At 70.0% G+C, this 25,220-nt stretch carries 15 protein-coding genes and 3 tRNA genes; 11 read left to right on the forward strand and 7 right to left on the reverse strand.

The window, feature by feature from the left end; genetic code table 11:
- The first annotated feature begins 28 nt into the window (after positions 1-28).
- A complete protein-coding gene (locus B1729_RS01415; RefSeq protein WP_163616628.1) occupies positions 29-562 on the forward strand; it encodes an inorganic diphosphatase in 534 nt (177 codons plus the stop codon).
- A gap of 96 nt (positions 563-658) precedes the next feature.
- Here the strand turns inward: B1729_RS01415 and B1729_RS01420 are convergent, their stop codons facing one another.
- On the reverse strand, positions 659-2,059 hold the full coding sequence (locus B1729_RS01420) for a M23 family metallopeptidase (RefSeq protein ID WP_239539304.1): 1,401 nt from the start codon (positions 2,057-2,059) through the stop codon (positions 659-661).
- 218 nt (positions 2,060-2,277) lie between these two features.
- On the opposite strand from B1729_RS01420, the gene B1729_RS01425 reads away from it, so the two are divergent.
- The 3 genes from B1729_RS01425 (at position 2,278) to B1729_RS01435 (ending at position 2,610) form a co-directional block, all read left to right on the forward strand.
- A tRNA-Glu gene (locus B1729_RS01425) sits at positions 2,278-2,350 on the forward strand.
- 20 nt (positions 2,351-2,370) lie between these two features.
- Positions 2,371-2,444 (forward strand) — tRNA-Asp (locus B1729_RS01430).
- 93 nt (positions 2,445-2,537) lie between these two features.
- A tRNA-Phe gene (locus tag B1729_RS01435) sits at positions 2,538-2,610 on the forward strand.
- Between the two features lie 38 nt (positions 2,611-2,648).
- Here B1729_RS01435 and B1729_RS01440 read toward each other — a convergent pair.
- The gene (locus tag B1729_RS01440; protein WP_163630317.1) at positions 2,649-3,212 is read right to left on the reverse strand and encodes a dihydrofolate reductase family protein; all 564 of its coding nucleotides are present in this window, start codon (positions 3,210-3,212) and stop codon (positions 2,649-2,651) included.
- A gap of 142 nt (positions 3,213-3,354) precedes the next feature.
- Here B1729_RS01440 and B1729_RS01445 point away from each other — a divergent pair, with 142 nt between their 5' ends.
- The 3 genes from B1729_RS01445 to B1729_RS01455 are packed head-to-tail and all read left to right on the forward strand — an operon-like array spanning position 3,355 to position 7,987.
- Positions 3,355-3,831 (forward strand): DUF2975 domain-containing protein, encoded by a 477-nt coding sequence (locus tag B1729_RS01445; protein WP_163630319.1) that lies wholly within the window; start codon positions 3,355-3,357, stop codon positions 3,829-3,831.
- Complete coding sequence (locus B1729_RS01450; RefSeq protein ID WP_163616622.1) at positions 3,831-4,076, forward strand: helix-turn-helix transcriptional regulator; 246 nt, start codon at positions 3,831-3,833, stop codon at positions 4,074-4,076. Before B1729_RS01445 ends, B1729_RS01450 begins: the two co-directional genes overlap by 1 nt.
- Positions 4,073-7,987, forward strand: coding sequence for a hypothetical protein (locus B1729_RS01455; RefSeq protein WP_163630321.1), 3,915 nt, complete (start codon positions 4,073-4,075; stop codon positions 7,985-7,987). Before B1729_RS01450 ends, B1729_RS01455 begins: the two co-directional genes overlap by 4 nt.
- Before the next feature lie 38 nt (positions 7,988-8,025).
- Here B1729_RS01455 and B1729_RS01460 read toward each other — a convergent pair whose 3' ends face one another.
- Complete coding sequence (locus tag B1729_RS01460; protein WP_163616618.1) at positions 8,026-8,538, reverse strand: ACT domain-containing protein; 513 nt, start codon at positions 8,536-8,538, stop codon at positions 8,026-8,028.
- A gap of 353 nt (positions 8,539-8,891) precedes the next feature.
- On the opposite strand from B1729_RS01460, the gene B1729_RS01465 reads away from it, so the two are divergent.
- Positions 8,892-10,694, forward strand: coding sequence for a DUF4398 domain-containing protein (locus B1729_RS01465; protein ID WP_163630323.1), 1,803 nt, complete (start codon positions 8,892-8,894; stop codon positions 10,692-10,694).
- Between the two features lie 107 nt (positions 10,695-10,801).
- Here B1729_RS01465 and B1729_RS01470 read toward each other — a convergent pair whose 3' ends face one another.
- Positions 10,802-11,467, reverse strand: a complete 666-nt coding sequence (locus B1729_RS01470) for a DUF305 domain-containing protein (protein ID WP_163616615.1) — start codon at positions 11,465-11,467, stop codon at positions 10,802-10,804.
- 336 nt (positions 11,468-11,803) lie between these two features.
- On the opposite strand from B1729_RS01470, the gene B1729_RS01475 reads away from it, so the two are divergent.
- A complete protein-coding gene (locus tag B1729_RS01475) occupies positions 11,804-13,504 on the forward strand; it encodes a hypothetical protein (protein WP_204259985.1) in 1,701 nt (566 codons plus the stop codon).
- A gap of 81 nt (positions 13,505-13,585) precedes the next feature.
- Here the strand turns inward: B1729_RS01475 and B1729_RS01480 are convergent, their stop codons facing one another.
- On the reverse strand, positions 13,586-13,984 hold the full coding sequence (locus B1729_RS01480) for a hypothetical protein (protein WP_163616611.1): 399 nt from the start codon (positions 13,982-13,984) through the stop codon (positions 13,586-13,588).
- Positions 13,985-14,105: 121 nt separating this feature from the next.
- Here B1729_RS01480 and B1729_RS01485 point away from each other — a divergent pair, with 121 nt between their 5' ends.
- Both B1729_RS01485 and B1729_RS01490 read left to right on the forward strand, forming a co-directional pair.
- Positions 14,106-15,275 carry a polysaccharide deacetylase family protein gene (locus B1729_RS01485; protein WP_163616609.1) on the forward strand — a complete coding sequence of 390 codons (1,170 nt, stop codon included), beginning with the start codon at positions 14,106-14,108 and terminating at the stop codon, positions 15,273-15,275.
- Between the two features lie 256 nt (positions 15,276-15,531).
- Entirely contained in the window at positions 15,532-17,097 is a 1,566-nt protein-coding gene (locus tag B1729_RS01490; protein WP_239525636.1) for a sugar transferase, read from the forward strand.
- Positions 17,098-17,320: 223 nt separating this feature from the next.
- Here the strand turns inward: B1729_RS01490 and B1729_RS01495 are convergent, their stop codons facing one another.
- Positions 17,321-18,808: a glycerophosphodiester phosphodiesterase gene (locus B1729_RS01495; RefSeq protein WP_163630325.1), complete on the reverse strand. Its 1,488-nt coding sequence runs from the start codon at positions 18,806-18,808 to the stop codon at positions 17,321-17,323.
- Between the two features lie 69 nt (positions 18,809-18,877).
- A complete protein-coding gene (locus B1729_RS01500) occupies positions 18,878-24,889 on the reverse strand; it encodes a DNRLRE domain-containing protein (protein ID WP_163630326.1) in 6,012 nt (2,003 codons plus the stop codon).
- Positions 24,890-25,220 lie beyond the last annotated feature (331 nt).

The raw sequence follows: 25,220 nt of genomic DNA on the forward strand, positions 1-25,220 counted from the left end.
CCCACCGTCTTTCCGAAGGAGCACCAATATGGGCGCGTACGACGCCGTCATCGAGATCCCGCGCGGCAGCCGCGTGAAGTACGAGGTCGACCACGGCACCGGCCGCGTCTTCCTCGACCGCATCCTCTACACCGCGTTCGGGTACCCGACCAACTACGGGTTCTTCGAGAACACGCTCGGCGAGGACGGCGACCCGCTCGACGTGCTGGTGCTGCTCGACTTCGACCTCGCGCCCGGTGTGCTCGCGAGCGTCCGCCCCGTCGGCGTGCTCAAGATGAGCGACGAAGCCGGCGGCGACGACAAGGTGGTGGCGGTGCTCGGCAAGGACCCGCGCTGGTCGCACGTCCAGGACGTCAACGACATCCCCGAGTTCACCCGCAAGGAGATCGAGCACTTCTTCGAGCACTACAAGGACCTCGAGCCCAACAAGTGGGTCAAGGTCGACGAGTGGGCCGGCGCGGCCGAGGCCGAGCGCCTGGTCGGCGAGGCCTTCGACCGCTTCAAGGAGCACGAGGGCGAGACCCGCACCCAGGGTGAGGGCGTCGCCCCGAACACGCTCTGACACCGAGATTCACGCGAGAACCGGATGCGGAGCATCCGGTTCTCGTCGTTTCAGAGGACGTGCGGCACAGAGGACGTGCGGCTCAGGTGGTGCGGCTCAGACCCCGACACCCCGGGCGCCCATGAAGTCGATCGGATTCACGGGGTAGTTGTTGACGTAAGTCTCGAAGTGGAGGTGGCAGCCGAACGAGTTGCCGGTGTTGCCCTCGCTCGCGATGAGCTGACCGGCGTTGACCCACTGACCCACGCCCACGAAGATGCCGCCGTTGCGGATGTGACCGTAGCCGGTGCCGACGCCGCCGCCGTGGTCGATCTTGATGTAGTTGCCGTAGCCGCCGTTCCCGCCGGCATACACGACGCGGCCGGCCGAGGCGGCATAGATGCCCGCTCCGCAGCCGGCAGCGAGGTCGACGCCGTAGTGGAAGCCGCTGGAGCAGTAGCTGTTGCCGCATTGCACCGTACGGGGGCCGTAGCCGGAGCTGCGCCAGCCGGACGACGGACGGGCCCAGCCGGAGCCGACGACGCCTCCACCGCCTCCGCCACCGCCACCGCCGCCACCACCGCTGTTCTGCCGGGCGAGGCGCTCGGCTTCGGCTCGCGCGGCAGCTGCTGCCGCGGCTCGGGCCGCTTCTTCGGCTGCCTTGCGGACGCGTTCGCCTTCTTCGTAGTCGGCGACGGTCTTGGCCACGGTGTCCTGCAGGGCGGCGAGCTGCGCCTCGAGCTCGCCCCGTTTGGCGTTCTGCGCGTCGAGCGCAGCCTGCGCCTCGTCGGCGGCTTTCTGGGCGGCGACCATCTTCTCTTCGGCGATCTTCTGCAACCGGTCTCGCTCGACGCGCTGCACCGCCGCCTGGTCGCTCAGGCTCTGGGCCGAGTCGCGCGCCGTGACGGCCTGCGCGTACACGTCCTGGTTGCGCTGGACGAGCTTGTCCATCGTGCCCAGGCGCGCGAGCAGGTCGTCCGCCGATGTGGCCGAGCCTGCGAAGAAGAGTTCGAGCGACGTGTCGTCGCCGCCGTTGCGGTACAGCTGTGCCGCGACGCGGCCGGCCTTGTTCGCGGCATCCACCGCGGCTGCCGCCTGAGCGTCGGCCTGCTGCTGCAGCTGGTCGGCCCGCAGCGCCGCGTCGAAGTATGCCTGCTGGGCGACATAGAACTCGTCGGCCAGCTGCTGGGCGACCTGCTTCTTGGCCGCGACATCAGCCTCGAGCCCGGCGATCAGTTGCTGGATCCTGGTGACCTCGGCCGCCTTGGCCTGTTCGTTGGCCTTCGCGGCGACGACGTCGTCCCACGACGGGTAGTCGGCGGCAAAGGCAGGGCTGGCCAGCGGGCCGATCGTGCCGCCAACCGCGCCCAGCGCGGCGACGCCGAGGATTCCGAGCCCGAGCGCTGTGCGCCGGTTCATCGCGGGCCAGAGCCGCCGCTCCTCCGTCGCGGAAGGGGCGCACCCGCACTCCACGGCGTCGTCGGCAAGGGTCTTCACGGTGACGTTCTCGGGCTGCACCGGGTCCCTCCCCTCGCGGCGTCAACTCGTTTCACACTAGCAACATCGTTAACATGCGCAACCCCCAGTGGCGCATAACGACCGCCGCCTCGGGAAGCGGTCACCCGGCCAGTGTGCGCCCGGATGGTGTGATCCACAAGAGCGCCATGCCCCCGATTGGCGTTTTGAGGGACTATTACGTATGCTTGGTCCTCGGCAGTGAGCCCCAGGGTTCACCCGGCCCCATCGTTTAGCGGCCTAGGACGCCGCCCTTTCACGGCGGTAGCACGGGTTCGAATCCCGTTGGGGTCACTCCCACAATTAAAAAGCATGGCCCTGTAGCGCAGTTGGTTAGCGTGCCGCCCTGTCACGGCGGAGGTCGCGGGTTCAAGTCCCGTCAGGGTCGCTCCGAGCGACGGGCCCTTTTTTCGAAGAGGGCCTTTCGTCTAGGACGCGGCAGGTCTTGTATAGAGGAGTATTCCTCGCACAGCTGCCGCGCGGCTCTGTAGCTCAGTTGGTAGAGCGCACGACTGAAAATCGTGAGGTCACGGGATCGACGCCCGTCGGAGCCACTGAAACCCTCGTGAGGCTTCTACTCACGGGGGTTTCTTCAATTCCCCCGCCGCACGCGGTAGCCGAGATACACCGACCCGTTCGCGAAGCGGCGCTCGTCGAAGAGCTCCAGATCCAGCCGCAGCCCTTCGTCGAGGAAGCGGATGCCGCCGCCGACGACCGCCGGCGCCACGATGACGTGCACCTCGTCGAGCACGCCGGCGCGTGCCGCCACCGAGGCGAGCTGCCCGCCGCCGATCCCGATCGGGGAGGACGAGGCATCCGTCATCGTCCGGACCTCGGCGGGATCGAAGTGCGAGCGCAGCTCGGTGCGGCCGGCTGACACCGACTCGAGCGACTGCGAGTAGACGATCTTGTCGACGTCGCGCCACTGCAGTGCGAACTCGCGCTCGGCGGGAGACAGGTCGTCGAGCGCGAAATCGTCCCACACCTTCATGACCTCGTACACGCGACGCCCGAGCAGGTGCGTGGTCGCGGGAGCCATCAGCTCGTTCACGAACGAATGCACCTCGGCGTCGGGACTCGCCCAGTCCCACCGCCCGTCGGGACCGGCGATGTAGCCGTCGAGCGACGCCGAGTTGAAGTACATCAGGGAGCCCACGCCTCCGCACGCTACCCCGCACGCCCGCCGCCGACCACCCCCGCGGTTGCCAGGCGGTTCTCAGGCTTCCCTCTTGCGCCGGAGACGGATGCCGAGGCTATTGTTTCTCGATAGGTCCTTGCCGTTTATCGATAGGTTTCCGATGCGCCCCACAACGATCGTCGTCCTGAAGGCGATCCTCGCCGTGCTGATCGGCCTGCTGCTCCTCTGCCAGGTGGTGGTGCTGCCCGGCATGGCGCGATCGCTCGCCGGCATGTACCCGTACCTCGCCTACCTCGAGGTGCCCGGGATCGTCATCGGCGTGATCTTCACCCTCTGCGCCCAGGTCGTGCTCGTCTGCGTCTGGCGACTGCTGACACTCGTGCGCGCCGACAGCATCTTCACGCCGCGCGCATTCGTCTGGGTGGATGTCAGCCTGTGGGCCGTCGTCTTCGCCACGGTCCTCATCGTCACGACCCTCGGCTTCCTCATCAGTGCGCCGGCGGGATCGCCATCGATCGTCCTGCTGTGCCTGCTCGGCATCGTGGTGGGCGCGGGGCTCTCCCTCCTGCTCGTCGTGCTGCGCGGACTGCTTCAGAAAGCTTCGCAGCTCGAGCACGACCTCTCGGAGGTGGTGTGATGCCGATCATCATCACCCTCGACGTGCAGCTGGCGAAGAAGAAGATGTCTGTCACCGACTTCGCTGCGGCGATCGACATCACCCCCGCCAACGTCTCGGTGCTCAAGAACGGGCGCGCGAAGGCGGTGCGCTTCACGACCCTGGACGCCATCTGCCGGGTGCTCGAGTGTCAGCCGGGCGACATCCTCGAATGGGTGCCCGACGACCATCCGGCGGCCATCGCCGTGAGAGAGGGTGACGCGTGAGTGCCGCAACGGCGAGCGCGCGGCGCACGCACGCCTGGAGCGACACGGCGATCGCCGAGCTGCTCGATGTCGCACGCTGCCCGGTCTGCGCCACGGGGGTCGTCGACGACCAGCGCTGCCCCGCGTGCGGCGCGGACTTCGCCGGCACCATCGGCCGCGACCTCTGGCTGGCGTCTCGGAGCGCGGCCGACGCGCTGCGCGCACGGCAGGCTCTGCTCGCGCAGGTGCCCCTCGTCCCGATCTCGACGCCGGCGAGCGCCGCGACCGAAGCCGCGGACACCGCGCCGCAGCACGCCGCCTCCGCTGCCTCGCCGTCGCCCGGCCCCAGCGACGTGTACGCGGGCGCAGCGCGGGCGTCCGCCACGGTGCAGTCCGTCCTCGCCGTGGCCGGGGCGGCGCTCGTGGCCGGCGCCGCGGTGGTGTTCACGTTCTTCAACCCCGACCTCGCCGACCCGTGGCCGCGCGCGGCGATCATCGGCACGATCGCGGCGGCATTCCTCGGCGGCTCCGCACTCCTCGCTCGACGGGGGCTGCGGTTCTCGGCCGAGGCGATCGGCGCCCTCGGCGTCGTCTTCCTCGCGCTCACGGTCACCGCGGCGCTTCCGCTGCTGCCGCCGGAGTCGAACGGCTGGGTCTTCACCGCGCTCGCGACGCTGATCGCGGGCGGCGCGCTCGCGGCGCTCGGCCCGCGCGCCGGCATCCGTGCCTGGCTCTGGACCGGCCTGCTCGCGCTCGCCTTCGTTCCGCTCCTGCTCGCCCTGGGCGCGGACTCGGCGCTCGCCACCACCGCGGGCTGCCTCGCGTCGGCCGCCGCTGCCAGCGCACTGGTGGCCCTCGCCGCACGCGGATCCGCCGGGTTCGGCCCACTCACGGCCGAGCGAACGACGCTGACGGTCGCGCAGTTCGGCTTCGCGGCCGCCGCACTGGTCACGGTGTGGGAGACGGATGCCGCCACCGCCGTTCCGACCGCGTACCTGGCGAGCGCCACCCTGGCGTCGATCGCGGCGATCGCCGTCGCTTCGGCGCACCACCCCGCCGGCCGGCTCTGGAGCGGAGTCGCCGGCGCGGCGATCGTCGGCGCGACGACCGTGCTGCCGATCGCGATGCCGCCGCTCGGGGTCGGCACCTGGTTCGCGGCGCTCCCCGTCGCCGCCGGCGTCGGACTCGTCGCCGTCGGCGCGGCCACACCGCTGCATCGCGTCGTCGCACGCGGAGCCCTGTTCATCGGCGCGGTCGCCGTCGTCGCAGTGATCGCCGCCATCCCGACGCTCACGGCGCTCCTGTCGCTCGCGGGTGCCCTCGCGAGCCCCTCCACCGACCGCATGTTCCTGCTGCCCGGCAACGCGATCGGACTGACGGCGGGGCTCGCCGCCCTCGCGCTGTCGCTCGCCTCGTTCGCCGCCCTCACGCGGCGCGACCACGTGTCCACGGCCGCAGCCGATGTCGCGGCATCCACCCCCCACGGGTTTGGGGCGCACAGCGTGCATTCGGGGCGCGCGGCGCACGCCCCGAATGCACCCGGCGCGCCCCAAACCCCGGCGGCGTCGGGCCGCGGAATCGCCGTACCCGTCGACGCCGCGTTGGGTGGCACGTCGCTCGCAGCAGACCCCGGCGGAGAACGGATGCCGCAGCCGCTCGGCACGCGATGGCTCGGGTTCCTCGGCGCCTGGTACACGGTGCTCGCCTTCCTCACGGTGCTGTCGCTGCCGGGACTCGAGGTGTGGGCGCGCGTCGCGCTCGGGCTCGTCGCGGCCGTCACCGCGGGCGCCGTCGTCACCAGCGGGCTGCGGGGAGCCTCGGCCGCCGTGCGCATGCCGCTCGTCGCCGGCGCGCACGCGGCGGTCGTGTTCGCAGCGGTGCTGTCGTGGCGGGAGGACGACCTCACCGTCTGGGCCGGCGCGGCGGTCGTCGCGTCGATCGGCGTGCTCGCTCTCACCGTGCCGCGGGCGGCACGGTTCGTGCACGTCGGCGTCGGATTCGCGTACGCGCTGGTGGTGCTCGCCACCGCACTCGGCCGGGCCGGCGCGGATCCCCTCGTCGTGGTGTGCCTCACCACGTGCGCCGCCGGCGCGGTCGCCATCGCGGTGACGTTCGCCCGACGCGTGCCGTCGCGCGAGTGGTACGCCGTGCTGGTCGTGACGGCGGTGCCCTTCGCGATCGGCGTGCTGCAGGTGGTGTTCGAGCGGAGCGGCTGGACGGCGCTGTCGACCGCCGTGATCTTCGGCCTGGCGCTCACCCTCGTCACCACGAAGCGCGAGGGCCTGGGAGTCGTCGTACGCACATTCGCCGCCGCGACGCTCGTGCCCGCCGTCGCGGTGGTGGCGGTCTGCCTCGGCGCTCAGCTCCTGCCGATGAGCGGATCGCCGGTCGTGCTCCCGATCATCGCCGCGATCGTCGCCGGCGTGCTCGCGTCGGCCGACCTGATCGGCGACGCGCTCGGCCGCCGGCTGCCGCACGCGCAGGCGCGCGCCGCAGGGCTGGCTGTCGAGGCATCCGCGCTCCTCACGGCTGCGATCGCCGTCGCGCTCTCGCTCGTCCGGACGTCGGCCGGGCTGCCGACGACCCTGCTCGTGCTGTTGATCCTGGGCGTCGGGTTCGCCGCGACCGCCCTCACCGCCCCGCGCCGCTACGCGTGGCCGCTCGCCGGCGCGGCGTTCACCGGCGCGCTGTGGAGCGCGTGGGGCATCGCCGGCGTCACCGGGCTCGAGCCCTACCTGCTGCCGCCGGCCCTCGGGGCCTCGATCGTCGCCGCGGTACTCACGGCGCGCGGTCGCCGCGCCGTGGGCCTGTACGCCGCCGGGCTGGCGATCGCGGTGGTGCCGGTGCTGGTCGCGCTGGCCCTGGACCGGACGGATGTCACAGTCCCGGCGCTCTCGATCGAGGCCGGCTTCCCCGCCCGGGCGTACGCACTGGTGGCCGCCGCGTGGGTGCTGGTGTCGGCATCCGTCATCGTCACGCGCGCGTCCGCACCCCGCGTGCGCCGGCTCCGCGCGCTGCGCACCCCGACGCTCGCCGTCGCCATCGTCGCCGCGACGGCCGCCGCGGCGCAGGGCGTGCGGTGGAGCACCGGCCTCGACACCGCGCCCACCGACCCGGTCGTCGTCGCGGCGCTCCTGTTCGGCCTGATCGGCGGCGGGGCTGCGGCGAGCGCGGCGCGCGCCCTGCGCCCAGGCGCGCCCGCGGGGTCGCTGCTCGCCGATACGCGGTGGCTCGGCGCTCCGGCCGTCCTGATCCTCGGTGTGGCGACCTGGCCGGCGACCGAGCGGGACTGGTTCGTCATCTGGACGATGTGGGCGCTGCTGCTCGGCTTCCTGACGCTGATGGTGGCGGTCGCGGCCCGCGGCCTCCGCGGGCCGACCGGGCTGCCACCGGTGTGGTTCCTGTTCGCCGTGTCGTTCGTGACGGCGGTGGTCGCGTGGAGTCCTCGCGACCTGCGCGTGGAGTGGTTCTCGCTGCCCCTCGGCCTGTTCCTCCTCACCGCCGGTGCGCTGGCGCTGCGCCGACCCATGGTGGAGGCGCCGATCAGGTCGATCACCGCGTGGCCCGCCGGCTGGACCGGATCGTGGCCGCTGCTCGCGCCAGGGCTCGTGACGATGCTGAGCGCCTCGGTCGCCGCGACCTACACCGATCCGCGGACCTGGCGGGCGATCCTCGTCATGGCCATCGCACTCGTGGCGATCCTCGTCGGCGCCACCCAGCGCCTCGCCGCGCCGTTCCTCATCGGCATCGTCGTGCTGCCGATCGAGAACGTGCTCGCGTTCATGGTGCAGATCGGCCGCGGCATCGAGGCGATGCCGTGGTGGATCACGCTGTCGGTCGTGGGCGCGGTCCTGCTCATCATCGCCGTCGGCTACGAGCGGCGTGCGGGCGACGGCACCGGCCTCACCGCGCGCCTCCGCGACCTCTCCTGACCCGCAGCCCGGCGAACGGCTCGTCCGCAACCCGGGGCTCAGGGGGCGAGCGTGACGTCGACCTGGATCTCGGTCGCCAGGCGCTCGAGCTCGCCGGTGAGGGCATCGAGATCGACGGATGCCGGAACCCGGGCGACGACTGTCGCCTCGAAGAGCCGTCCGCCGTACATGGCCGCCTCTGCGGTGCGCGTCGTGAGGTGGTCGATCGAGACGTCGTGGTTGCGCAGCACAGCGGAGATGTCGCGGACGATGCCGGGATGGTCGTTTCCGATCACCTGCAGCGTGAGCGCGCGGGCCGGGGCTCTCGGCGGCTCTTCGGCGCCGGGGTGCACCGTGACCTTGAGTAGACCCTCGAGCTCGGTGAGCGCCGCCCGCAGCTCCTCGGCGCGCTCGGCGGGGACCGACACCTCGATGATGCCGGCGAAGGCGCCCGACAACTCGGCGAGCTGGCTGTTCTCCCAATTCCCGCCGTGGTCTCCGACGACGTCCGCGACCGCCGCCACGAGTCCTGACCGGTCGTCGCCGACCACGGTGAGCACGAACGTCGTCATGCGTTCACTGTAGCGAGCGGGCGGGGCGGCCACCCGGAGTGCGCCCACCCATCGCGCGCTCCGCCGCCATCGCGGTCTCAGGCTCTGCCCTCGCAGCATCCGTCGAGCGATCGCAGCACGCATCACCTCGGTGAGCACAGCGCTCACCAGGGTGACGACCGCGTTCGCAGAACGCTCCGCCGGGACCGACGGCCCTACCCGAATTGTGCTGTAACCGGTCCTAGCCAGCGGCTCCGCGACCCGATAGATTCCGATCAACGGCCTCCCCCAGGGCCTGCCCCCTCGCACGTCGTCGTGCGCGAGGACTCCTGCCGGAGGTGTTCGTTTCCAGCGCAGTGAGAGGGGTACGACCGATGAAGTTCACCCGCCAACCCACGCGATGGCGCAAGCGCACGCTCGCCGCAGCAGGAGCCCTCCTGCTCGGCGCGTCGCTGATGAGCGCCACCGCAGCAGCCGCCGAGGACGACCCCCGCGAGGGGCTCGCTCCCGGATACTTCGACGCCGGCCTCGCCGCGAGCAACATCGAGCTGCTCGCAAGCCTCCCCCGCGTCGCTCCGTTCGACGCCCCTCCGGGCAACTTCGGCTTCGTCAACTCCGACCTCGCCTTCACCGGCGACCACGCCGTCGTCGGCAACTTCAACGGCTTCCAGGTCTACGACGTGACGGATGCCGCGGCCCCGACGCTGCGGAACTCGTTCGTGTGTCCCGGCGGCCAGGGTGACGTATCGGTCTACGGGAACCTGCTGTTCATGTCGGTCGAAGAGACCCGCGGCCGCATCGACTGCGGGACGCAGGGAGCACCCGGGGCCGTCAACCTCGAGCGGTTCCGCGGCGTGCGCATCTTCGACATCACCGACATCGACAACCCGGTGCAGCTGCCGGGCGTGCAGACCTGCCGCGGCTCGCACACGCACACGCTCGTCACCGATCCCGACGACCCTGCGAACATCTACATCTACAACTCGGGCACATCGAACGTGCGTTCGCCGCTGGAGCTCGCCGGGTGCGAGAGCGTGTCGTCGAACACGCAGGCGCCCATCACGGAGGGCAACCCCACGCAGTGGCGGATCGACGTCATCAAGGTGCCGCTCGCAGCACCAGCGACCGCGGCGATCGTGAACCAGCCGCGCATCTTCTCCGACCCCGACACCGGCGCCTTCAACGGTCTGCAGAACACGTTGTCCGGCACGCTGCACCCGTCGGGCACGCCCTACAGCCCGTTGCCGAACACCAACACGTGCCACGACATCACGGCCTACCCCGAGATCGGCCTGGCCGCCGGTGCGTGCCAGGGCAACGGCATCCTGATCGACATCTCCGACCCGGCGAACCCGGTGCGGCTGGATGCGGTCTCCGACCCGAACTTCTCGTACTGGCACTCCGCGACGTTCAACAACGACGGCACCAAGGTCATCTTCACCGACGAGTGGGGCGGCGGCACGTCAGCGCGCTGCCGTGAGACCGATCAACCCCAGTGGGGCGCCGACGCCCTGTTCGACATCGTCGACGGCAAGCTGCAGTTCGCGAGCTACTACAAGCTCCCGGCCGTGCAGACCACGCAGGAGAACTGCGTCGCCCACAACGGGTCGATCGTTCCGGTGCCCGGTCGCGACATCCTCGTGCAGGCCTGGTACCAGGGCGGCGTCTCGGTGATCGACTTCACCGACACCGCGAACCCGGTCGAGATCGCCTACCTCGACCGCGGCCCGATCGACGAGCCCAATGCGACCGGGTTGAATCTCGGCGGCTACTGGTCGACGTACTGGTACAACGGCAATGTGCTCGGCAGCGAGATCGCGCGCGGCTTCGAGACGCTCGGGCTCACGCCGAGCGCGATGATGTCGGCGAACGAGATCGCGGCGGCCGGTGAGATCCAGCTGAGCGAGTTCAACGCCCAGCTGCAGACGACGCTCGTGCACGCGCCGAGCTTCGCTGTCGTGCGCTCCTACGTCGACCAGGCGGAGCGCGCAGGGACGCTCACGGGCAAGGCGCTGAGCGAGGTGCGCGGGCACCTCGACAAGGCCGAGGCGCTCGCCGCCAAGGGCAATGACCAGTCGGTCCTCGACCACCTGGCCAATGCTGCGCGCAAGTCGGGTGCGGCTGCCGATTCCGACCTGGCGCAGGCGATCGCTGCACTGGCGGGCACCTTCAGCTGAGGCGACGCCCGCGGCCACCGGGCCGCACACCGGATGCCCCCGCGATCCACGGATCGCGGGGGCATCCCTCGTCTCGCGGCGGACCTGCCGGGCGATCCCCGTGGGGATCAGCCCTCGCGCTCGGCGAGGAGCTCCTTCATGCGGGCGATCTCGATGCCCTGGTCGGCCTCGACATGCCGGGCGAACGCATCGATGTCGGACTCCTGGCCGCCGGCCTCCGCGTAGAGCTCGGTCACCATCTGTATCGCGCCCTCGTGGTGCCGGATCATGTACGCGAGGAAGAGCCGCTCGAACTCCTCGCCGTCGGCTGCCTCGAGCTCGGCGAGCTCGTCATCGGTGAGGAGTCCGGGCATCGACTCCGCGCTGTGCGCGTGGGAGTCGTCCGGATCGCGCACGGGTTCGCCCCGTGTCTGCAGCCAGGTCTCGAGCTGGGTGATCTCGTCGGTCTGGCTCACGTTCATGCGCTCGGCGAGCAGGCGGATGTCTTCGTCCGTCGTGCGCTCGTCGACGTAGCCGGTCATCTGGATCGCCTGCGAGTGGTGGTGGAGCATGTCGCGCACGAAGAGCACGTCCTGCTCGACGTACGTCGGCGAGCCGAGTCCGGCCGCCTCCTCCGGGGACAGTGTCCGGTTCGGCTCGCCCGGAGCGCCCAGCTGCACGACAGGACTCGTCGGCAGCGGCGCTGCCTCTTCAGGCTCTGCCGTGCAGGCGGAGAGCCCGACGATGAGGAGCGCGGCGGCACCGAGCGAGACCAATCGGGTCGGCGTCGACATGATCGAACCTCTCGTAGGGGGGTTGCTCCATCATGCGCGGCCGAGCGGCCGGAAGCGAGCGACGGAAACAGAAAGTTAACGATTTCTGTAGCGGTGGCTGATGCGGCACCGATACGTTCCATTCATATAACTGCATACGCATGCAGTATGCGAAGTGCGATCGGTGTCGCCCCCAGACGGCGCGGAATGCACTTCGGCCTGAGGAACAAACCGACATATCGATGATGCAATGCTGATTTGGAAGGCCATCCCCGCATGACGACACGATCTCCCCACAGATCACACTGGAGGACCCGCACGCTCGCCGCTGTCGGCGCGCTGGCGCTCGGATTCTCCATGATGACGGCGACCGCGGCGCTCGCCGATGTCCCGGACTCCGACCCCCGAGAAGGCCTGGCCGCCGGCCTGCACGACGCGGAGCAGGCGGCGAGCAACATCGCCCTCCTGTCGGCGCAGCAGAAGACCTCGCCGTTCACCACCAACTCCGACCTGGCCTTCACCGGCGACTACGCGATCGCCGGGAACTACTACGGCTTCCAGATCTACAACATCTCCGACCCGGCGGCCCCGACCCTCGACGGCACCTTCGTCTGCCCCGGCGGCCAGGGCGACGTCTCGGTCTTCGGCGACCTGCTGTTCATGTCGGTCGAGTCCGGCCCCGGCCGCCTCGACTGCGGCACCGTCTCGGTGCCCGCGACCGACCCGCAGACCTTCCGTGGCGTGCGCGTGTTCGACATCTCCGACATCACGAGCCCGGTGCAGGTCGCCGCGGTCCAGACGTGCCGCGGATCGCACACCCACACCGTCGTGGAAGACCCCGACGACGCCGAGAACGTGTACGTCTACGTGTCGGGCACCGCGGGCGTCCGCACGACGACCACGGCGCTCGAAGGCTGCGTCAACCCGACGAACGCCAACACCGAGGCGGCCTACCTGGACGCCAACGGCAACCCGATCGACACCGCCCGCTTCCAGGTCGAGGTCATCAAGGTTCCGCTCGCCGACCCGGCCTCCGCGGCCGTCGTGAACGAGGCGCGCCTGTTCGTCGCCGAGAGCGGCAGCCCTGCGGGCCTGTGGCCGGGCGGCAGCCACGGCGAAGGGCTCCAGAGCACTTCCGCAACGGATGCGTGCCACGACATCACGGCCTACCCCGAGATCGGCCTCGCGGCCGGCGCGTGCGAGGGCAACGGCATCCTGATCGACATCAGCGACCCGGTGAACCCGGTGCGCCTGGATGCCGTGACCGACCCGCGGTTCGCGTACTGGCACTCGGCGACGTTCAACAACGACGGCACCAAGGTCGTCTTCACCGACGAGTGGGGCGGCGGAAGCTCGCCGCGCTGCCGCGCGGAGGACCCGAAGAACTGGGGCGCCAACGCGATCTTCGACATCGTGGACGGCAAGCTGCAGTTCGCGAGCTACTACAAGATGCCGGCGATCCAGACGGCGCAGGAGAACTGCGTCGCGCACAACGGCTCACTCATCCCGGTGCCCGGACGCGACATCATGGTGCAGGCCTGGTACCAGGGCGGCCTGTCGGTGTTCGACTTCACCGACAGCGCCAACCCGGTCGAGATCGCGTACTTCGACCGCGGCCCGAACGACGCGACGCGTCTCGTGACGGGCGGCTACTGGTCGACGTACTGGTACAACGGCAACGTCTTCGGCAACGAGATCGGCCGCGGGTTCGACAGCCTCGCACTGCAGCCGAGCGCGCAGCTGAGCGCCAACGAGATCGCCGCCGCGGGCGAGTACACGGTCGACCTGTTCAACGCACAGGCCCAGCCGCGGTACGAGCACGCGCCCAGCTTCTCGGTGGTGCGGTCGTACGTCGATCAGGCTGAGCGCGCAGGAACGCTCACGGGCACGGCCCTGACCGATGTGCGCGGGCACCTCGACAAGGCAGAGATGCTCGCCGCCAAGGGCAACAACCAGTCGGTCGTCGACCACCTGGCCAACGCCGCGCGCAAGTCGGGCCTGGCGGCCGAGTCCGACCTGGCACAGGCGATCGCTGCCCTCACGGGCACGTTCAGCTGACGCCTGACCTCTCCGGACGCTGCCCGGTGACTTCGGTCGCCGGGCAGCGTCGCGTTTCCGGGCGGCGGGGGGCGCGAGCCGTCAGCGCGGTCTGAGCTCGTCGGTCACCGGGAACGGCACGCGGAAGCGCTCCGGATCGGCGCCGACGACGGATGCCGCGCCGAACTCGTCGGCGACGACGGTGATCCCCCGCGCGCTGACCTCGGCGATGCGCACGGGTCGCTCCGCACCGTCCGGGAGGCACAGCGTCCACTGATCGGCGAGGTAGCCGATTCCGAGCTCGTCGAGCAGCTCCTCGCCGGTCAGCCAGTCGATGGCGCCGTCGTCTTCGGCCGACGTGCGTTCCCGCCCGAGCAGGTCGAAGACGCGGAAGCCCTCGCCGTCGGCGAGCATCCATCCCAGCAGCTCACCGTCGGCACGACGATGTTCGATCCAGTCCAGGGGCAGCACGGCATCCGAGCGTAGCGACTGACCGCGCATGCGTCACAACCGCGTTCTCCACAACCGGCGCTTTCCGCGGGCCCCGGCGGCAGCATCCCGCTACCATCCCCTCAGGGGCCAAGCGTGGGGGACGCGCGGTCCGGACTCTTGGGGGAGTCGTATGGCCACATTCAACACAGGTCCCGCGCGGCCGTCCGCGCGGGTGCGCCGCCGGCGCCTGTTCGTGGGCGTCGCCGGCGCCGTCGTCGTGCTCGCCGCCATCGGCGGTATTGTGGCGGCGATCGGATTCGCGCGGGCCGGCGTCGAGAGTCGCGAACCGGATGCCGCGGTCGTCACACACGCCGCCTCGCCCGACGCGACGCCCGTTCCCGAACAGACCCCGCTCACGCCCGAGGAGCAGCTGCTGGGCACGGCCACGGATCCCGCCGCCTGCGCGGTGAGCTTCACCGGCGACGGCATCGGCGACGCCCCGATGCTCCAGACGCAGGGCGCCCTGTATACGGGCCTGCCGATTCCCGCGCGCGACGGGCTCGTTTTCGCCGGGTGGTACGCGACGCCGGCGGATGCCGCAGCCTTCGCCATCCCGGGACGCGTGAACGGGTCCGAACCCGTCGTGTGCACCGACCGCCGTGTGACGCTCCACGGCGCGTGGATGAGCCCCGAGCAGAACGCGGCGGAGGACGCCCGCATCCCGATCCTCATGTACCACCAGTTCACCGCCGACCCCGAGGGCGAGAGCGGATGGCTGCGCGGCAACTACGCGTACATCGGCGACTTCGACGCGCACGTGAACCACATCGCGACGACGGGCTTCTACCTGCCGACCTGGGACGAGCTGTCGGCCTTCATCGACGGGCGGCTGTTCCTGCCGAACCACTCGGTGATCGTCACCGACGACGACGCCGACCAGACGTGGTTCGACCTCGCCGTGCCGGTGGTCTCCACGTACAAGGTGCTCGCGACATCGTTCATGATCACGGCGTACCGGCAGGATCCGCCGCCGAACATGTACGTGCTGCGCCGGTCGCACACCCACGACATGCACCGCGCGGGCGCCAACGGCGACGGTCTCATCACAAACCTCGGCGTGCCCGAGATCGTCGCCGACATGGAGGCCTCGTACGGCGTGCTCGGCGTCAAGGAGATCATGGCCTACCCGTTCGGCCACTACAGCGATACCGCCAAGGAAGGCCTCCGACAGGCGGGCTGGGAGATGGCACGCACCATCGAGCCCGGCTACGTCACGATCGGCACCGACAAGCTCGCGCTGCCGACGGTGCGCATCAACTACGGCATGGGCCTCGACGCGCTGGTGAACCTCATCGGCTGAGGCGAGACTGCGGCACACCGCGCAATACCGGTTCGAATTAAGTCTTGTCAAGGTTTTCGGGACCAAAGTCTTCCGATCGACGGGCGGCCGCAGTACATTTACAGGGCGCAGGGGAGTTCGAACCCGAATCGAGCGATCCCACGACCCGACAACCCGGCCGGGTCTGCGCACTGGGGTGGAATGGCCTGCTCGGCATGCCGTCGTGCGGGCTTCTGGGGAAGTACATGTCTGCTAGGGACGCGTCATCGTGCGCGCGGTGGACCGCGGCCTGAAGCCGACCGCGATCGAAGCGGCGCCGACGGGCGCCGGAGGAGTGACCCGAACGCTCCTTCGACGCCCAACTCCGACGCGCCCGATTCTGGATGTCCTCCCCGACGCGATCGCCCCTCGCGCGCAGCCGTCGCTGGAGCGCCGCCACCTCTGGGAGCGGCGCTACCGGCGACGGCTGATCGCGACCGATGTGGTCTGCATCACCGCGGCCGCCGCCGCAGCGATCGTCTTCGAGATCGCCGGGGGCGTGCCCTTCGCACAGCTCGCCGGGCCCGCCCGCATCGGACTCTTCGTCATCTGCGCGTGGATGACGCTCCTGGCGCTCGCCCGCACGCGGGAGCCCTCCGTGGTGGGCTCGGGGGCCGCCGAGTACATGCGCATCGGGCATGCGACGGGCTTCGCGTTCGGCATCCTGTCGACCGTCTTCATCCTCGCGCAGCTGCCCGGACTGCGCGCGCAGCTCATCATCGCGCTGCCCGTGGGCCTCGTCGCCCTCGTGCTGAGCCGCTGGCTCTGGCGCAGGTGGCTGATCCACGAGCGCGAACGCGGCGAGTGCGTCTCGCGAGTCCTCGTCGCGGGCACACGCGACGACGTCGAGTACGTCATCGAGAAGCTCGTGCACGACCCTCATCACGCCTACCTCGTGATCGGGGCGACGACGACGGACGGCGTGTTCGAGCCGATCGACATCGAGGATCATCTCTACCCCGTGATCGGGTCGATCCGTTTCACGGCGGCCTACGGACGCGAGGCCGGTGCCGACACCATCATCGTTGCGAGCACCCCGGACGACGACCGCGACTTCGTTCGGCGGCTGGGGTGGGAGCTGGAGGGCAGTGCGGCCGAGCTGGTGCTGTGCAACCGGCTCACCGACGTGGCAGGACCCCGATTGTCGCTGCGGCCACTCGATGGGCTGCCGCTCGTGCAGGTGAAGATCCCCGAGTTCGAGGGCGGCATCCACGCCATCAAACGGGGGATGGATGTGGTGCTGTCACTCCTCGCCCTTGTCCCGATCGCGCTCATCGCGCCGTTCGTGGCCATCGCCATCAAACTCGACTCGCGCGGCCCGGTGCTGTTCCACCAGCTGCGGGTCGGCCGCGACGGCCGCCAGTTCTCGATGCTCAAGTTCCGCACCATGGTCGTCGACGCCGAGGAGCGGCGCGCTGAGTTGCTCGCCCGGAACGACGGCGCAGGACCGCTGTTCAAGGTGAAGCGCGACCCGCGGATGACGCGCGTGGGCGCGATCCTGCGCAGGTTCTCGATCGACGAGCTGCCGCAGTTCGTCAACGTGCTGCGCGGTGACATGAGCATCGTCGGCCCTCGCCCGCCGCTTCCGAGCGAGGTGACATCGTACGACGGCAGCGTGTACCGCCGGCTCTACATCAAGCCCGGTATCACCGGGCTCTGGCAGATCAGCGGTCGCAGCGACCTTTCGTGGGCCGACAGCGTGCGCCTGGACCTGCGCTACGTCGAGAACTGGTCGATCGCCACCGACGTCATGATCATGTGGCGTACGGCGAAAGTCATGATCGCACCGAAGGGGGCCTACTGATGCTCCCTCAGAAGACTTGGCCGGCGACAATGGCGTCGCCGGCCGCCAACAGCTGGATCCGCGGTCGTCACCCGCCGCTGCCCGTCAGGTGCACACTGGCGCTGGCATCAACGGTGGACGCCCGTTCCCCAAGCGGGCGTGACCGCGGGTCCTTAACACCGGCGCCCGGGCGGCGGAGACGGCGCGACGTGTACATTCCGATAATGGAATGCCGGGCCGTCAGTCAGCTCGACACTACTCGCACCTTGGAGAACTCGACCGCCTGGTTCGACGCGTAGTCCTTGAAAAGGCGGAGCCAGGGTCCCCTGGCGTCCGATTCCGCGAGCTTGGCCTCGATCGGTTCACCGCCGTCGGCGGTGGCGAGCATCCGGCCGTCGGACACGTCGATCCGAATCCGCACCGGGTCGCCTGCCGTCGGCGCGTCGACACTTCCCGCAGCCAGGTCGGGCCCGGTGACGCCGCGCTTGCAGCGAGCGAGGGCGATCGTGCCGTCGGCGTGAAGCGAGAACTGATAGCCGTCGGCGTCGCCCCGCCCGCCCTGCCCTCCCGGCGCGTCGCCGTTCAAGGCGAACACCACGCCGGCGGCGCCGCGGGGAGGAACGGCATCCGGCCAGACGATCGTCAGATCCAGACGGCTCAGCGCCCCTCCTGGAACGGCCAATGAACCCATCAGGTAGCTGGTCGGATCCATCTGCTGGATGCGGAGGGCTGCCCGGTCCGGGACGAACGAGGGTTGAGAAGACCAGCCGAGCGCGGCGATCGCCGTAGGAAGATCGCCGGGCGCTCGTCGGCCGGTGGCGAAGGTGTCCCGGTCGGCACGCCTGCCGTCGACGAGGTAGCCCACGTTGGAGCACATCAGCCCGGCGACTCCGAGGCCCGCGAGCCGTTCCACATCGTCGTGGAACCGCACCTCCCAGCACATCAGCGGGATCCCCGTGGCCACGACCTGCCTGATCACTTCGTCCGGCATCGACACCGGCACGCCCAGGATGTCGAAAGTCGTCGCGAACTCATCCAGCCGATCGATCTGTTCCACGTCGAAGTATCCCCACGCGCAATAGCCTCTCTCCTTCGCAGCGCGCACCTGTGAGGCCGGCGCCCACTGCTTCCAGACGAAGCGCTGCGTCGCCCGGGGCTGAGCATCGAGGGTGTCCAGGAGCTGAAGCGTGTTCGTCCCCTGCTTGTCCTCGATGAACACCAGCGTGTCCGGGCCGATCTCCCGCAGGACGTCCTCGAGCCTCGAGACGGGCTCCAGAGGAGTGTTGACGCCCAGCCAGCTCCTGGCGTCCACAGAACGTGCGCTCACCTCGCTCCAGGTCATGTCGGCGATCTTCCTGTCGACACCCAGCACGCGTTCTCCGGACAGATCGTGGTGACAGATCAGCACGCCGTCCGAGGTCGAGCACACCGAGATCTCGATCGCCTCGGCGCCCGCCTGCAGCGAGTTCCGATAGGCGGCGAGAGTGTGCTCCGGCCAGTTGTCGCCGCTGCCGCGGTGACCGACGTAGAACCTCGGCCGGCTGATGAGCTCGCGGACGTCGAGCGGGATGGGTGCGCGCGAGGGTGAGGGCGCGCCCGAAGGAGAGGGAGAAGCGGGGATCGCCTGGGACGGGCTCCTGCTCGCGCGGGGCGGCGCAGAGCAGCCGGCCAGGACCACGGTCGACAGCCCGCCGATGAGGAAGCCACGCCGCGACATCGGAGACGGGGCCATCGCTTCACCTCCCGTTGTTCCCTGGCGCCCCGGCCGCCGAGGCGCTGCCGTCTCGGCGATCTGCGGGCTCTACGGCACCGCCGTGTAGGTGAGCGTCAGTGTCGGGCGATACGACGCGTTGGCGGCCTCTCGCGACCAGATCCGCACGTTGTCCGTCCCCGCTGTGCTCGACATCCGCATCGTGATCGTCTGACCCGACAGCCCTGCGAGATCGGCTGCCCGGATGACCACGGCGTAAGCGGTGTTGGTGGCGCCGGCACCCGCCAGCTGACCGATCACACCGGACGAGGTCTGCGTGATACGGCTGTTCCACGTCATGGTCGCCTCATCCCATGGCCCGGACATCAGGTGGAGCACATGGGTGTCGGCGGAGGCCGCGGTGGAGTCGGTGGACGTTCGCACCGACAGTGAGGCGGACGCCAGCTGCATCCCTGCCGGTGCGGCAGGAAGCGCAAACGACATGAACGACTCGATACCCGTGGTGAACCGGGACGACAGCTGGTTGGTCGTGCCGTACATCCCCGCGGCGTTGCTCGCGGCGACCATGGTGTCGGCGCTGGTCACGACTGCCTGCACGACGGGGGGCACGACCGGTGGAGTGATGGTCGCCGAGACGGCGGACGAAGCCGCGCTCACGTTGCCGGCGGCATCCCGCGCGGTCACCCGGTAATACCAGGTGCCCGTCGGACGCCCGCTGTCGGTGTACGAGGGGTTGGTGACGTCGGACAGCCGGGACGACGAGTCGGCCGTGAAGTCCGCAGCCGTCCCGCGGTAGACCGTGTAGCCGGTCACACCGCTGTCGTCGGTGGATGCGCTCCAGGTGAGCCCGACGTCGGCGTTGCCCGTGACGGACGCACTGAGACCCGTCGGCACCGAAGGCGCCTCCGTGTCGGGGCCGGCGACGGGTGTGAAGGTGAGCTTCACGGACGGACGGTATGTCGCCGACGTCGCTTCCGCCGACCAGAGCCGGAGGTTGTCAGCGCCCGCGCTCGACATCCGGAGGGTCACGGTCTGGCCGAGGGCCGATGCGAGAGGGCCCGTGGTCAGCGCGGCGGTGTAGGCGGTGTTGGTGGCCGTCGCGCCGGTGAGACTGCCCAGGACCCCCGATGTGGCGGTCAGCGGGCGGTTGTTCCAGGTCACTGTGGCCTCCGTCCACGCTCCGGACATCAGACGGAACTCGTGCGCGCCCACGGAGGCCGCCGTGCCGTCGGTCGACGTGCGGACCGAGAGGACGGCGCCCGTGAGAGCGGTGCCCGCGGGAGCCGCCGGAAGCGGGACGGCGAGGAACGACTCGATCGCACCGCCGGTGCCGCGCGACGAAAGTTGATTCGACGTGCCGTAGAGCGTCGTCGGGGACGACTGCGCGACCATGGCGTCGTCGGTGATCGGCACCGTGATCTCGACCGGGGTGCCGCCGTTGGCGAGGATGGTCGCGTAGACGCTCGCAGACGCCGCGCTCACGTTGTTCTCCGCGTCCCGCGCCGTCACCTTGTAGTACCAGACGCCCGCTGTCCGGCCGTTGTCCGTGTACGACGGCGTCGTCACGTCGGCGATCTTCGAGGAGGCGTCCGGCGCGAAGCCCGCACTCGTCCCCCGGTACACGGTGTAGCCGGTCACGCCGACGTCGTCCGCCGCGGGCGACCAGGTGACGGTCACGTTCGCGTTGCCGGCGACGGAGGTCGCGAGCCCGGTCGGCACCGTCGGCGCCTGCGTGTCCGGGCCGGAGGCGGGCGTGAAAGTCAGCCGCAACGATGGCCGGTACGCCGTCGACGCCTCCGCGGACCACAGGCGGATGTTGTCGCTGTTCGTGCCCGACATGCGGAGGGTCACCGTCTGCCCCAGGAAGGACGACAGTCCGTCGGCGCCGAGGCTGACGGTGTAGGCGGCGTTGAGCGCTGTCGCACCCGTGAGAGTGCCCAGCACGCCGGTCGCGGTCGTGGTCGGACGGTTGTTCCAGTTGACGGCGCCCTCCGTCCAGGCGCCTGTCACCAGGCGGAACTGAGGAGAGTCCGTCGTCGCGGCGGTGCTGTCGTTCGATGTGCGGACCGACAACACGGCGCTCGTCAGCACCGTGCCTGCCGGCGCGGCCGGCAGCTGCAGTCGGATGAACGACTCGATCGTTCCGTTGGTGCCCCGCGCCGACAGCTGGTTCGACGAGCCGTACAGGGTCGTCGGGGCCGCCTGCGCGACCATCGCGTCCTCGGTGGGCGTGAGGGTCACCTCGACCGCCTGCGAAGGCGGCTGGATGGTCACCGACGCGGACGATGGAGCGCTGACGTTGCCTGCGGCATCCTGTGCGGTCACTTTGTAGTGCCACGTGCCGGCGGCACGCCCCGTATCCACGTGACCCGGCGTCGTGACCTCCGCGATCCGGCTGCCGGCGCTCGGCGTGAAGTCCGCGACGAGGCTCCGGTACACCACGTAGGAGGTGACGCCGCGGTCATCGGTCGAGGCGTTCCACGAGAGCGTCACGGTGGTTCCGCTGGACAGCGTCGCCGTGAAGCCGCCGGGTGAGCTCGGGGCGGTCACATCCGGCGGGACGATCGTCAGCGTCGCGGTGTCCGAGGGCTGACTGACGTTGCCGGCCGCATCTCGCGCGACGACGCGATAGTAGTGTGCGCCCGCGGAGAGTCCGCTCTCGCTGAACGAGGTGCTGCCGACCGTGCCGACCAGCGTTCCGTCGGCGATGGCGAAGCCCGCGGCATCCCCCCTGTAGACCAGGTAGTCGATCACATCGACGTTGTCCGCGGACGGCGCCCACGTGACGGTCGCGCCATTCGCCCCCGCCTGCGTGGCAGCCGGGCTGGCGGGTGCCGTCGGGGCGTCGATGTCGGTGACGAGGAGCTGCCTGGGCGCCGACGGGAGGCTCTCGTTCTCGGCGCCGTCGACCGCGGTCACCCGGTAGTAGTAGGTACCCAGCGCGGGAGCGTCCTCGAGGTACGAGGTCGTCGCCGTGGTCGCGACGAACGAGTCGGCGTCGGGGGTGAAGTCGGCCGACGTACCCCGGTAGACGCGGTACTCCAGCACGCCGGTGTTGTCGGCGGATGCCGTCCACGACACGGCCACGCCGCCGGAGCCGTGGGTGGCGGTGAGCCCGGACGGCGTGCTCGGGGACGCGACGTCCTGTACACCGAGCGCGTAATGGCGGGCGATCTCGTTGGCACTCAGGCCGCCGTTGTACACGGCGAACTCGTCCAGCGCCCCGCGGAAGTAGAAGTTCGAGGTCGCGCCGGGCCAGCTGCTGAGGTTGCCGCCGCCGATCCGCCAGTAGCCGCTCGCCGTATCCGCGCCGGTCACGCTGCTCTGGGCGACGAGCACGCCGTCGACGTAGAGCTTCCGGCCGGAGGAGTCCAGGACCCCCACCGCGCTGTGCCACGTGCCGTCGGCGTAGCCGAGCGGACTGCTCACGACTGCCGCGGAACCGGCCCATGAGCCGAAGACGAGATTGCCGCCCGCGGTCATGTACAGGTGCTTGTCGTAGTTCGTGCCGTTGCCGGTCTGTGCGTTCTCGAATCCGAACAGCTTGCCGCCGGCGGTCGTCGTGTTGAACCAGATCTCAGCCGTGAAGGCCGCCGGGGGCGTGAGCGTGGCCTGCGTGGCGACCGTGCCCTGCTGCGTGCCGGGGGTCGTCACCGCCGTGTCGCCGGGGATGATGCCCGGCTGACCCTTGGTGACGCCGGTCCGGTACGTCCCGGGGTAGGTGCCGAAGCGGCCGGCGTCGGCGGCAGTGGTGCCCGATGCTTCGCCGAGGCGCCAGTAGAGCGTCGGGTCTGTGACGAAGACGCGTGTGCCGTAAGCATCCGCGGGAGCGTGGTTGAGATCGAGCTCTCGGCCCGCCGCCTCGTAGTGGTCGGCCACGTCGCCCGCGCCGAGCGCCGACGAGTAGACGGCGGTCTCGTCGATCGTGCCCGCGAAGAAGTTGCTCGTCGGGCGGTTCGGCCAGCCGGAGAGGTTGTCTCCGCCGACGTGCCACACCCCGTAGTAGGACTGGGCGGCCGCGTTCGAGTTCTGCGCCACGCGGACTCCGTCGACATACAGCGCCATACCCCCCGCGCCCTGCGTGCCCACGACGTGGTGCCACGACCCGTCGTTCAGCGCGCCGAGCGAGGTCAGGGTCACGGTCGAGCCGGTGTAGGCGCCGAAGACCACCCGGCCCGTATTGGTCATGTAGAGGTGCCGGTCGTAACTGCCGCTGAGCACCGTCGCCCCGCTGTCGGTGCGCGGGCGACCGCTTCCGAATCCGACGATCTTGCCGCCTCGAGTGGTCGTCGTCCTGATCCACGTCTCGACGCTGTACGTCGTCGTCGCCGGGGCCAGTCCCTGGTGCCAGACGTAGTCATCGCCTCCGTCGAAGCCGAGTGATCCGCTCGGGTCGCCGGTGACGGGTGTGTCGGCCGAGTTCGCCGCGCCGTTCTCGAGCAGGCCCCCTTGGCGGCTGGTGTTCGTCGTCGCCGCGGAGCCGTCCTGCAACCACGAGCCCGAGGTGTTCCCCTGCCAGTAGATCGCCGGCGCGTCGGAACGGACGGATGCCGCGTAATCGGCCTCCGGTGCGACCGCAGTGGCGGTCGCCACCTGCGAGAGCACCGAGCTGTTCGTGCCGTCTGTCGCTCGCACACGGTAGGTGTAGGTCTCCCCCGCGACCACATCGGTGTCGACGAACGTCACCTGCGGGCGATTCCACCACACCGAAGACGCGGCACCGCTCCAGATCGGGCTCGACGAGTTGTTGCGGAAGACCTGGTACGTGAGGTTCGAGTCGTCGTCGTCCACCGAGGTGCGGATCCGGACGTCGATCGACCCGCTGCTCTGAGCGACCGCCGACACCGTCGGCGCCGGCGGATTGCCGGTGTCGGTGGTCCCGAAGCGCGTCAGGTGGTCCTGCGGCGCACCGTTGATCGTCGTGAAGTCACCGCCGCTCCACATGAACTGCTGCCCGGTCGACCTGCCGGTCGCGATGACGAGCGCGCGCGGGCCGATGTTCTCGCCGATGCCGTCGTTCGATTTGGGGTCCCACGCGAAATGCGAGCCGTCGGCCGCGCTCTGCGCGAGGAAGTAGTGACGCGTGCCGTCCTGCTGCGCATTCACCGACCCGCAGTCGTGGCCGTGGCTCACGGAGTAGAGGGTCGTCTGATACTGCACTGTCATCTGAGTGGCGCCGAGGCACGTGTCGCGCCACAGCTGGTCGCCCGTCGCCCACGAGAACGCCGCGCGTCCGTCGAAGACTCCGCCGCCGGTGCCCTCGTTCGAGATGTAGAACCTGCCGTCGTCGGCGCTGAAGATGTGCTTGGTCACCGAGTTGTTCGCGATGAACCCGGCCGGATAGGTGCGGATGTTCGCACCTGTCACCGCGTCGACGATCGCGATCGAGTGCGAGGACGCGCCGTTGACCGAGAAGAAGTCTCCGCCGATCGCGACCTTGGCGCCGTCGGGCGAGACGCCGATCCCTCGGCCGATGTCGTCGACGTTGGCCGTCCACGGAAGCAGAGCGCCGGTCGTGACGTCCACCGCGGCGAACCGCTGGCGCGCCTCACCGCCCACGGTGAGGAACATGCCGCCGAAGTACATCGTCGTCCCCTTCACGGCGATCGTGTGCACGATCGAGGAGATGCTGGGGAGGCGGAGGCCGGTGACGGTGCACGTGCGAACGTCGATCTGCGCGATGCGACCCGTGGACACCCCTCCGACGTTCGAGAAGTTGCCGCCGATGAACACCGTGTTGCCGTCGGGCGCTGCGGTGGCCGCATAGACCGCCGGCGTTCCGCCGGCCAGTGAGAGACTCAGCTGGCAGCCGTCGGGGTCGCCTGTCTCGGCGTCGAGGATCGCGAGGGCGTTCACGGCGACCGGCGAACCCGAACCTCCGTCAGGAGGACGCAGCTCGCTGAACGTGCCCCCCGCCACGACCTTGCCGGCCGACTGCGCGAGCGCATACACCGTTCCGTCGGTCTGCCACGTCGGCAGGTCGTCGGCGCTGAACTGAACGCCGGGCGACAGAGCCGCGGCCGGTTCAGGCGGCGTGACCGCGACGAGGCCGACGACCAGCGCCGAGGCTACGACGACACCTGCCCAGACACGTGAGACCATTGGTCACACCCCCACTGCCCACAGGCGTAGCCGTGGGCCCTCCCAGATGCACCGCCGGGTTCCCAGTCGTCGAGTTCGGACGCTTCCCAGGCGCGTCTCTCGGCATTCGGGACGATGCTAGGCACACTGTACGCCTCCGTTCGGGCTTTGTCTCCAGGGAATCTGCGGTGCAGCATCCGGCGCGTGATGAGGCCTGCGCCTCCGCCGAAACGCAGAGCGGGTGCGCTCGTTCGAACGGTCTATTCCGCACGACGCGCTTGCGTTGTATGGTGTGCGCGAGAACGTCCCTCGCCGGCAGGTGAGGGACGCTGGCGGCCGTCGAACCCGAAAC

Source organism: Microbacterium sp. B35-04 (genome assembly GCF_010634885.1).
In the GTDB taxonomy this organism is placed as follows: Bacteria; Actinomycetota; Actinomycetes; order Actinomycetales; family Microbacteriaceae; genus Microbacterium.